This window comes from Deltaproteobacteria bacterium, assembly GCA_016234845.1.
In the GTDB taxonomy this organism is placed as follows: domain Bacteria; phylum Desulfobacterota; class Deferrimicrobia; order Deferrimicrobiales; family Deferrimicrobiaceae; genus JACRNP01.
Map to the genome: position 1 here is coordinate 1 of JACRNP010000124.1, position 9,289 is coordinate 9,289.

At 69.5% G+C, this 9,289-nt stretch carries 13 protein-coding genes; 9 read left to right on the top strand and 4 right to left on the bottom strand.

Annotated elements, in window-relative coordinates:
- From HZB86_08940 to HZB86_08970, 7 genes are all read left to right on the top strand, one after another.
- Window positions 1–153, top strand: a 153-nt coding sequence (locus HZB86_08940; protein MBI5905657.1) for a hypothetical protein, incomplete at its 5' end; no start/stop codon positions are given.
- A gap of 103 nt (window positions 154–256) precedes the next feature.
- Window positions 257–2,230: an amino acid permease gene (locus HZB86_08945; protein ID MBI5905658.1), complete on the top strand. Its 1,974-nt coding sequence runs from the start codon at window positions 257–259 to the stop codon at window positions 2,228–2,230.
- A gap of 126 nt (window positions 2,231–2,356) precedes the next feature.
- Window positions 2,357–2,758, top strand: a complete 402-nt coding sequence (locus HZB86_08950; GenBank protein MBI5905659.1) for a PA2779 family protein — start codon at window positions 2,357–2,359, stop codon at window positions 2,756–2,758.
- Window positions 2,758–3,336, top strand: a complete 579-nt coding sequence (locus tag HZB86_08955) for a C39 family peptidase (GenBank protein ID MBI5905660.1) — start codon at window positions 2,758–2,760, stop codon at window positions 3,334–3,336. Before HZB86_08950 ends, HZB86_08955 begins: the two co-directional genes overlap by 1 nt.
- The gene (locus HZB86_08960) at window positions 3,333–3,932 is read left to right on the top strand and encodes a tetratricopeptide repeat protein (GenBank protein ID MBI5905661.1); all 600 of its coding nucleotides are present in this window, start codon (window positions 3,333–3,335) and stop codon (window positions 3,930–3,932) included. The genes HZB86_08955 and HZB86_08960 overlap by 4 nt, the downstream gene beginning before the upstream one ends.
- Window positions 3,929–4,909 (top strand): TIGR01212 family radical SAM protein, encoded by a 981-nt coding sequence (locus tag HZB86_08965; GenBank protein ID MBI5905662.1) that lies wholly within the window; start codon window positions 3,929–3,931, stop codon window positions 4,907–4,909. Before HZB86_08960 ends, HZB86_08965 begins: the two co-directional genes overlap by 4 nt.
- Entirely contained in the window at window positions 4,896–5,402 is a 507-nt protein-coding gene (locus HZB86_08970; GenBank protein MBI5905663.1) for a PaaI family thioesterase, read from the top strand. The genes HZB86_08965 and HZB86_08970 overlap by 14 nt, the downstream gene beginning before the upstream one ends.
- 241 nt (window positions 5,403–5,643) lie before the next feature.
- On the opposite strand, the gene HZB86_08975 is transcribed toward HZB86_08970, so the two are convergent.
- Window positions 5,644–6,771, bottom strand: a complete 1,128-nt coding sequence (locus HZB86_08975) for a zf-HC2 domain-containing protein (protein MBI5905664.1) — start codon at window positions 6,769–6,771, stop codon at window positions 5,644–5,646.
- An 11-nt stretch (window positions 6,772–6,782) separates the two neighbouring features.
- Window positions 6,783–7,376, bottom strand: coding sequence for a sigma-70 family RNA polymerase sigma factor (locus HZB86_08980; protein MBI5905665.1), 594 nt, complete (start codon window positions 7,374–7,376; stop codon window positions 6,783–6,785).
- Window positions 7,377–7,539: 163 nt separating this feature from the next.
- Here HZB86_08980 and HZB86_08985 point away from each other — a divergent pair, with 163 nt between their 5' ends.
- Both HZB86_08985 and HZB86_08990 read left to right on the top strand, forming a co-directional pair.
- Entirely contained in the window at window positions 7,540–7,938 is a 399-nt protein-coding gene (locus HZB86_08985) for a DUF948 domain-containing protein (GenBank protein ID MBI5905666.1), read from the top strand.
- Window positions 7,935–8,231 carry a YtxH domain-containing protein gene (locus tag HZB86_08990; GenBank protein ID MBI5905667.1) on the top strand — a complete coding sequence of 99 codons (297 nt, stop codon included), beginning with the start codon at window positions 7,935–7,937 and terminating at the stop codon, window positions 8,229–8,231. The genes HZB86_08985 and HZB86_08990 overlap by 4 nt, the downstream gene beginning before the upstream one ends.
- Window positions 8,232–8,314: 83 nt before the next feature.
- Here HZB86_08990 and HZB86_08995 read toward each other — a convergent pair whose 3' ends face one another.
- On the bottom strand, window positions 8,315–8,884 hold the full coding sequence (locus HZB86_08995) for a rubrerythrin family protein (GenBank protein MBI5905668.1): 570 nt from the start codon (window positions 8,882–8,884) through the stop codon (window positions 8,315–8,317).
- Window positions 8,885–9,004: 120 nt separating this feature from the next.
- On the bottom strand, window positions 9,005–9,289 hold a 285-nt coding region (locus tag HZB86_09000), incomplete at its 5' end, for a metal ABC transporter permease (protein MBI5905669.1).

Sequence of the window (9,289 nt, forward strand, 5' to 3'; positions counted from 1 at the left end):
TTCCCGAACATCACGGCGTTCGCCGGGAAGCTCGTCTTCCGCGAGGAGAACCTGGTCTCCCGCCTCCTCCACAACCAGACCGCCTTCATGGCGCAGACGCGCCTGGTCTTCTCGGGGCTTCCGATGATCGTCCTCCCGATCCGGGTGCTCTGACCGGCCGGGTCCCGCTCCCCGGGAATTCCCCCGCGGCTCCCCGGTGGTATAATCCGCGGGTACTCGCACGACACTCCAACCATACGGCGGAATCGTCGACGGCATGGCACAGGATTCGCTGTACCAGCGCGCCCGGAGGTTCCTGCTGGGCGCCCCGCGCGACCTCTTCGACCCGAAGATCTTCCACAACGTCTCCCTGATCGCGTTCTTCGCCTGGGTGGGGCTGGGCGCGGACGGCATCTCCTCCTCCTCGTACGGGCCGGAGGAGGCGTACCTGGCGCTGGGCGGACACACCGTCCTCGCGCTCTTCGTCGCCGCGGCGACGGTCATCACCGTGTTCATCATCTCGGCCAGCTACTCGCAGATCATCGAGGCGTTCCCCTCGGGCGGCGGAGGGTACATCGTCGCCTCGAAGCTGCTGGGGGAGAAGGCGGGGGTCGTGTCCGGGTCGGCGCTCGTCATCGACTACGTCCTGACGATCACCATCTCGGTCGCGGCCGGGGCCGACGCCATCTTCAGCTTCCTGCCGCTGCCGTGGCTGGCGTACAAGTTCACGTTCATCGTCTTCGTCATCCTCCTGCTGATCTGGCTGAACCTGCGCGGAGTCAAGGAATCGGTGGTGGTGCTGACCCCCATCTTCCTCGCGTTCATCCTGACCCACATCCCCCTGGTGCTGTACGCGGTCCTGCGCCACCTTCCCGAGCTCCCCGCCGTGGGAAGCCGGGTCTCCTCCGACCTCGCCTCGGCGTCCCGGGAGATGGGGTGGTTCGGGGTGGGGGCGCTCCTCCTGCGGGCGTACTCCATGGGCGCGGGGACGTACACCGGGATCGAGGCGGTCAGCAACTCGATGCAGACGCTTCGGGAGCCGCGGGTGCAGACGGGAAAGCGGGCGATGGCGTACCTCTCCTTCTCCCTCGCCTTCATGGCGGGGGGGATCATCCTCGGGTACGTCCTGAACGACGTGGCCCCGGTCCACGGAAAGACGCTGAACGCGGTTCTCTTCGGCGGACTGGTGCGGAGTTTCACCGACGGCCCCGTCGCCGGGTACCTCATCGCCTTCATCCTCTTCACCGAGGCGGTCCTTCTCTTCGTGGCGGCGCAGACCGGATTCCTCGGCGGTCCGCAGGTGCTCTCGAACATGGCGAACGATTCGTACATGCCCCACCGGTTCGCCCACCTCTCCGAGCGGCTGGTGACCAAGTACGGCGTCTACTTCATGGGCGGGATGGCGTTCCTGATGCTCTTCATAACGGGAGGCTCCGTCCGCTACCTGGTCATCATGTACTCGATCAACGTGTTCCTGACGTTCTCCCTGTCGCAGTTCGGCATGGTGATGCACTGGTGGAAGGACCGCGGCGTGGAAACGGGGTGGCGGTACGGACTGGCGATCAACGGCGTCGGCTTCTTCCTGACCGCCTCGATCCTCTGCGGAACCGTCTGGATGAAGTTCCCCGAGGGGGGCTGGATCACCCTGCTGATCACGGGGTCGTTCGTCGGGGTGAGCTTCCTCGTGCGGAGCCACTACCGGAGGGCGTCGGGCCACCTTCGTCGCCTGGACGACCTGCTCCTGAACCTGCCGGGCCCATCCGTGGCGCAGGAGCCGATGGTGCGGCGGCAGGCCCCCACCGCGGTCATCATGGTGTCCGGGTACAACGGCCTCGGGATGCACGTGTTCTTCTCGATCATCCGCTCCTTTCCCGGAACGTTCCGGAACTTCGTCTTCCTCTCCGCCGGGGTGGTGGACACCAGCCGGTTCAAGGGGGTCTCCGAGATCGAGAACCTCACGGCGGACCTGGGGAGCCAGCTGAAGAAGTACGTCGAGTTCGTGAAGGGACACGGGTATTACGCCGAGGCGCGGCACCAGGTGGGGACCGACGTGATCGAGATCGTCCAGCACCTCTCCGGAGAGGTGGCGGCCGATTTTCCGAACGTGGTGTTCTTCGCCGGGCAGCTCGTGTTCCAGGAGGACAACTTCGTGACCAAGCTCCTGCACAACCAGACCGCGTTCCTCGTGCAGAAGAAGCTGGTCTTCTCCGGCCACCCGATGATCGTGATGCCGATCCGCGTGCTCGACTGATACGGCGCGTCCGGGCGTACCCGGGGGGATGGAGCGGGCGGGGTTGACCCGGGCGCGGCGGATCTGAGACAATGTTCGGAAATTCGCAAAACGCGGCTCCTAGAAGAACAATCGGAGGTGATGGCGATGGCGATGGTGCGGAAAGCGGGATGGTTCGTGCTTGTGGCGGTCCTGATGGCCGGATGGATGGGTGTCCTGGGTTCCCTGCGCGGGGTCGCCGAGGCGGGCGTCATCGCCTCGCAGTTGTCGGGCACGGCGGAACGCTCGGAGGACCTGGCGAAGGTCCAGGCGTTCCTCGAGAACAAGCTGGTCGTCCAGAAGCTGGTGGACTACGGCGTGTCTCCATCGGAGGCGATGGCCAAGGCGAAGGCGATGAGCGCGCAGGACCTTCACCGGCTGGCGTCGCTCACCGATCGCGCGGCGGCGGGGTCGGACGACGCCCTCGGGTTCCTGATCGCGCTGGCGATCCTCGTGATCCTCATCATCGTCATCCTCAAGCTGATGAACAAGGAAGTCGTCGTCCGCTGATGCCCCGGTTCCGCCGGTTCGCGGGCGCCGCCCTGCTCCTGGGCGGCGCCCTTCTCGTTTCGACCGGATGCGCGCCGCATCGCCCAACGGCCGCGCGGGGGGGGGAAGCCGGGAGCGGCGGTCCGGGAGCGCGCATCATCCCCGGCGTCCCTTTCCTTCCGCAGGAGGAGGACACGTGCGGACCGTCCTCCCTCGCGATGCTGCTCCGATTCCACGGGGTGGACGCCACGACGGGGGAGATCGCCGCGGAAACCCGCACGGCGGGTCTCCGGGGGACGCTCATCACCGACCTCGCGGCGGCCGCCCGTCGGAGGGGGTTGCCCGCGGAGGTCGCCGACCTCGACATGGCGGGAGTGCGCCGCCGGATCGGGGAGGGGGAGCCGGTGATCCTGCTGATCGATCTGGGGATGTGGGTGTGGAGCCGCCCGCACTATCTCCTCGCCTACGGCACCGCCCCGGAAGGGGTGGTGGCGCACTCCGGACGGACGAAGGGAGCGGTCATCCCGTACGAGACCCTCGATGCCCAGTGGGAGAAGATGGGGCGGCTCTCGATCGTCGTCACCGGTGCCGCGAAGTGACCCGGGAGGGTTCTGGGGGAGCGGCGTTCCGGCTGGCCGGCGCCTTCCTGCTCCTTCTCGCGGCGGCCTCCGGCTGCTCCCGCCTGCCGAAGCTCATCGTCCTCGAGGATCCGCTCTCCGCCGACGAGCACGTGGCGCTGGGCGTCGCGTACGAAGGGAAGGGTGAGCTTTCGCTTGCCGCACGGGAGTACGAGCGGGCGCTGAAAAAGGAGAGCGGCTCCTTTCGGGCCCGCGTGAACCTCGGCAACGTGCGCCTGGCGGAAAAGCGGTACGACGCCGCGCGCGACGAGTACGGGAAGGCCCTCGCCCTTCGGCCGGGGGACCCCGAGGCGACGAACAACCTCGCCTGGGCGGCGATCCGCTCCGGGAGCGGGCTGAAGGAGGCGACGCGCGGCATGGAAGACGTCCTGTCGGACCCCGCGCGGCGGTCGCCCCCCCTCCTGGACACCCTCGGCGTCCTGCTGGGAGCGGTTGGGCGCGTCCCGGAGGCGAAGGCCGCTTTCGACGAGGCGCTCCGGAAGTGCGCGTCGGGGGATCCCTCCTGCACGGAAGCCGTCCGCCGGGAGACGATGGAGCACCGGGACGCCCTTCGATGATCCGGGAATCCCCGATCCTGCCGCCGCTCCATCCCGAGCTCCGCTACCACAACTACGCCTCCTACCTGCGCCGCCGTCTCGGCGGCACGGCTGTGCGGATCCCGGTGGACGGCGGGTTCACCTGCCCGAACCGGGACGGGACCATCGGCGTCGGCGGTTGTTCCTGGTGCAACAACGACGCGTTCACGCCGGGGATCCGGTTTCCCGGGCTCCCCGTCGAGGAACAGGTGCGGCGGTCGATCCAGTCGCCCGGAAGGCACCACGCGTTCCGGCGCTTCCTCGTCTATTTCCAGAAGTTCAGCAACAGCTACGCCTCGCCGGAGGAGCTCCGGCGGAAGTACCGCGCGGCGTTCGCCCATCCCGACGTCGCCGGGATCGTGGTGGGGACGCGGCCCGACTGCCTCGGCGGCGGAGTGCTGGACGTTCTGTCGGAAGTCGCCCGCGACCGGTACGTCTGCGTCGAGGTCGGGCTGCAGTCGATGTCCGACGCCGTGCTCCGGCGCATGAACCGGGGCCACGGCGTCGAACGGTTCGTCGAGGCGGCCTCCGCGGTGCGAGACCGCGGGATCGACGTCGGCGTGCACCTCATCTACGGTCTGCCGGGAGACACGCGGACCCGCTTCCTGTCCGCCGCGCCGTTCCTGTCGCGGCTCGGCGTGCACGCGGTCAAGCTGCACCATTTCCACGTCGTCCGGGGGAGTTCCCTGGAGGCTGCGTTCCACGCCGGGAAGGTCCGGACGCCCGCGTACGACGACTACCTTTCCGCCTGCGCCGACTTCCTGGAACGTCTCTCGCCGGAGGTGGCCGTCATGCGGCTCATGGGAGAGGCTCCCCGGCACCTGCTCCTCGGGCCCCGGTGGGAGAAGGGGCCGCGGGAGCTGGCGTCCGACCTGTCGGCCACGCTGGCCTCCCGCGGGACGCGCCAGGGGGCGCGGTGGAACGGCGGGCGGGGGAGGAGGGCGCGTGCCGGACGGTGACCGGGAGTACCTTCCGCACTCGTCGGGCTGCTTCCTGTGCGGGGAGGAGAACGCGTCGGGGGTCCGCGCCCGGTTCTTCGTCGAGGGAGACGAGGTCCGGGGGGTCGTGGCCCTTCCCCGTCACATGAACGGGTACCGGAACGTGGCGCACGGCGGCGTGCAGGCCGCCCTGCTCGACGAGACGATGGGGTGGGCCGCGACCGTCTTCGGGGCCCACCACCCCATGTACGTCACCGGGGAGCTCACGGTGAAGTTCGTCGCGCCGGTGCCCGTGGAGGCGGAGATCGAGGTCCGGAGCCGGCTGGTCCGGGACGCCGGGCGGCTGGCCCTCTGCGAGGGGGAGATCCTGCACGGCGGGAAGGTGTGCGTGCGGGCCGGCGGGAAGTTCGTCCCGATGAGCCGGGAGGCCACGGAGCAGGTGATGCCGTACCTGCGGTTCCACGACTGCCGGAAGTTCCGCGAGATCTTCGAGCCGTACCTGCGGGGCCGGTAACGGTCGCCACGAAGCAGGGGGGTGTCCCCGCTCTGCACACTCCTCGCCGGTGTCGCTTCGTTCCTCGCGGGGGGCTTCCTCTCGGGGACGTTCGCGACCTTCGCCCGCTCACTGCGGATTCCGCTCGACGCAATTTCCGCCTCGCTCCATACGCCCCCTCCGAGGAACCCCCCGCTGCGTCACTCCGCGCCGTTACCGGGAGTGTACGGAGCAGGGAGGGGCTGAGCGGAGCCGCCAGTTGTCACCGTACTCGTATGCGGACCGTGTAGGCAACGGTTCCGGCGCGGGGGCCGGCGGGCGTGTCGATCGCTGCGGGCCTCCCCTCGGGCGGGATCGTCCCGAGGCGGCCGAGCTCCTCGAGGAACGCCGCCGCCGAAGGCTCCGGCAGGAGGACCCGGACCGCGGCGGCGCCTTCCGCCACTCCCGCGGATGCCCGGTCCGGAGATTCGGACCCCCCGCCCAGCCGCCGCGCGGCCGCGGCGATCCGCTCCTCGACGCCGTCCCGTTGCCCCGCTCCCACCTCCAGCAAGACCTCCCTTCCGTACGGCACCGGCCGGAGAAGCCGTGACGGCGGGGCGGCGAGCGCTCGTCCTTCCTGCGCCTTCCGCATTCCTTCCGCTTCCGCGACCCGCTTCCCGTCGATTCCGGCGGAGGCGGAAGCCGCCGTCTCCCGATCCTGCGGCGGTGGAGGCGCGACCGTCGCCGGCACGATCCGCCCCGAATCGGTGCTGGCCCGGACGGCGGGGGCCGCCGGAAGGTCGGCGGGAGACCAGTCCCGGGCCTTCGGCATCTTCGACGGCGCGGCTTCCTCGCCTGGTTTCCCCGCGTAGCGGGCCCCCGTCCCACCCTCCGGAACGAACCGGACGCTTTCCCCGGCGGATGCGCGAGGTGCACGGGGGTCCCGGCGGTCCGCGGTTTCCCGCGGCCGCACCGTATCCGGCGCGCTTTTTTCCGAAGCGGAGGGCGCGGGCTTCTCCACGGCGGAGGGGGGCGGCGGGGCGGTCGCATCCGGCGGTTGGGTCCTCTGGTACCAGTACACGGAGGCGAACAGGAGGACGGCCGCCGCGGCCTCGAGAGGGAGCCAGCGCCGGGAGAAGTACGGGCGGGCGCCCGCGCCGCGCGGCCCGGCGCTCCCGGGGATCCCGCCCGCTTCCGCCCCGATCGCCGCCCGCACGCGGGCCCGCAGCTCGGGGGGAGCGGGGTCGGGCGCCAGTCCCCGAAGCCGATCCCGAAGGACGTCCAGGGATTCCGCGACGGAGGCGCACTCCGCGCATGCCGACAGGTGGGCGGAAACGGCCTCCGCATCGGAGGACGGGAGGAGGCCGTCCCGGAACTCCGACAGTCTTTTCTGCGTTTCCGTGCAATCCATCGGCTCCACCCTCATGCCACCGCCGCGAGCATCTTCCGCAGCGCCATCCGCGCCCGGTGGAGGCGCGATTTCACGGTTCCCACCGGGACCTCGGCCAGTCCGGCGATCTCCTCGTACGAGAACCCCTCGACGTCCGACAGGAGGACCATCCACCGGGACTGTTCGTCGAGCCGGGACAGCGCCGCGAGGAGGATCGACCGCAGCTCCCGGTTCTGCGCGATCCGTTGCGGGAGGGTCTCCTCCCCGCCGGCCGGCTGGAAGACGGGTCCGTTCCCGTCGCCCTCGACATCCGGCCACGGAGCTTCCCGCCCGGCGATCGTCTTCCGCTGGCGGATCCGGTTCAGGCAACGGTTCGCGGCGATCCGGAGCAGCCAGGTGGAGAGGGCCGCCTCCCCCCGGAACTCCCGTAAGTTTTTCCAGGCCGAGAGGAACACCTCCTGCGCCGCGTCCAGCCCCTCTTCCCGATCCGAGAGCATCCTCGCGCAGAACGAGTAGACCCGGTCCTGGTGCGCGCGGACGATGGCGTCGAACGCGCCCGGCGCCCCGTTCCGGAACGCCTCCACCAGCAGGTCGGCCGCCTGGCCCATTTCCCCCGGATTTCCCAACGCCTCTCCCTGGTATCCGACACGCCCCGCGGCGTCCCGGTTCCGTCCGTCGACCTATTTTACCGTTTCCGGTGGACCGATTGCGGCGGCGGCCCCGTTTAATGTATTTTATGGGGGAACGGGGGATTCGGATATTCCAACGGAAGTTCCCGGAGGTGGCCTCTTGGACGCGCAGTCGGTTCTCTTCATCGCGCTCGCCGCGGCGGCCGTGGTCCTCGTGGCGGTCCTCTCCGTCGCCCTCCTCTCGATCCGCAGAAGCGTGGATCGGATGGCGAGCCGCCTCGACGAGTCGTTGCGCCAGTTCGAAATGACGGCGGAGGACCTGCGGAAGACCAACGCGGTCGTCCGGGAGATCCTGTCCGACGTGGAAAAGGGCGTGTCGAACGTGACGCACTTCACCGAGGGGGTCCGCGCGCTGCGGGGGTCGGTGGACGTGGCGACGAAGGTTCTCGACCACGCCGTGTCCCCCTTGCTGGTGAACACCGCCTCGGTGCTCGCGGGAGTCAAGGCGGCGACGTCCCACATCCTTGAGAGGCTGGTCCGAAAGGAGGAGAGGAAATGAGCGACGAAAGGTGCTGTTCCGGCTCCGGCGGGATCCTGCTGGCGTTCCTTGCCGGGGGAATGATCGGGGCGGGCCTGGCCCTGCTCTACGCGCCGGTTTCCGGCCGCGAGGCCCGCGAGAAGATCGGCGGGCTGGCGGGGGACCTGAAGCGGAAGGCGGACGAGTGGACCGGGGACGTGAAGCAGAAGGTGGAAGGGTTCATCGACGAGGAGCGGTCGGTGATCAAGGCGGCGTACGACGCCGGGCGCGAGGCGATGGCGAAGGAGAAGGCCCGCTTCGAGAACCCGCAGTGAATTGAGGGGGGGAAGCCCCCCCGGCGCGACGCGAAAAGGGCCGGCGGTCCGGAAGCGGACCGCCGGCCCTTTTCCTTGAAATCCTAGTAGTTGGCCTCGACCGCCATGAACCACCCCTGCGGGTGCGCGCAGACCGGGCACCGTCCGGGCGCCTCCGTCCCTTCGTGGACGTGACCGCACCGGGCGCACTTCCAGCGGGCCGGCTTCTCGCGCTTGTAGATCGACCCGGACCGGACCAGATCGAAGAGACGCCGATACCGCTGTTCGTGGTGCGCCTCCACTCCGGCGATCCCCCGGAAGATCGCCGCCGCGACCCCGAACCCCTCTTCGTCCGCCGTCCTGGCGAAGGAGGGGTAGATGTTCGTCCACTCCTCCCGCTCCCCGCCGGCCGCGGCTTCGAGGTTCACCAGGGTGTCTCCGATCCGGCTCGGGTACCCGGCCTGGATCTCCACGTCGAACCCCTCCAGTTGGTCGAAATACCGTTTCGCGTGCATCTTCTCGTGCTCCGCCGTCTCGAGGAAGATCGACGCGATTCCCTCGAGCCCTTCCTTCGACGCGACCCCCGCGTAGAAGGTGTACCGGTTCCGCGCCTGCGACTCGCCCGCGAACGCCGCCATGAGGTTCTTCTCCGTGCGGGATCCTTTCAGCTTCATACCGCCTCCGATGGTGTGGGTTTGGAATCCGTGGGACAGGGGGAGATTATAGGAATCCTTCTCGGCCCGATGCAACGGGAAAGATCGGCCCGCGGACCGTCGCGCACCGCCGCCCCACCCTCACCTCCCGCCCCCGCGAACGGCCCGGGCGACCGTGGTCAGCGCGAAGCAGGACGAAGCGGCAAGGACGACCGTGGCGCCGGTCGCCGTGTCGAGATAATAGGAGGCGACGAGGCCGGAAACCGCGGAGAGGACGGCGATCGCCACGGAGAGGCGGAACGCCGCACCGGCTCCCCGGGCGATGTTGCGCGCGGCGGCGGCCGGGATCACGAGAAGCGCGGTCACGAGCAAAATCCCCACCGTGCGGATCGCGGTCGTCACCACCAGCGCCACCACCAGGGAGAA

Excerpts from the sequence above, each read along its gene's own strand:
- HZB86_08955 (MBI5905660.1), top strand. The coding sequence starts at position 2,758 with ATGCCCCGGTTCCGCCGGTTCGCGGGCGCCGCCCTGCTCCTGGGCGGC.
- HZB86_08995 (MBI5905668.1), bottom strand. The coding sequence starts at position 8,884 with ATGAAGCTGAAAGGATCCCGCACGGAGAAGAACCTCATGGCGGCGTTC.
- HZB86_08950 (MBI5905659.1), top strand. The coding sequence starts at position 2,357 with ATGGCGATGGTGCGGAAAGCGGGATGGTTCGTGCTTGTGGCGGTCCTG.
- HZB86_08990 (MBI5905667.1), top strand. The coding sequence starts at position 7,935 with ATGAGCGACGAAAGGTGCTGTTCCGGCTCCGGCGGGATCCTGCTGGCG.
- HZB86_08975 (MBI5905664.1), bottom strand. The coding sequence starts at position 6,771 with ATGGATTGCACGGAAACGCAGAAAAGACTGTCGGAGTTCCGGGACGGC.
- HZB86_08945 (MBI5905658.1), top strand. The coding sequence starts at position 257 with ATGGCACAGGATTCGCTGTACCAGCGCGCCCGGAGGTTCCTGCTGGGC.
- HZB86_08965 (MBI5905662.1), top strand. The coding sequence starts at position 3,929 with ATGATCCGGGAATCCCCGATCCTGCCGCCGCTCCATCCCGAGCTCCGC.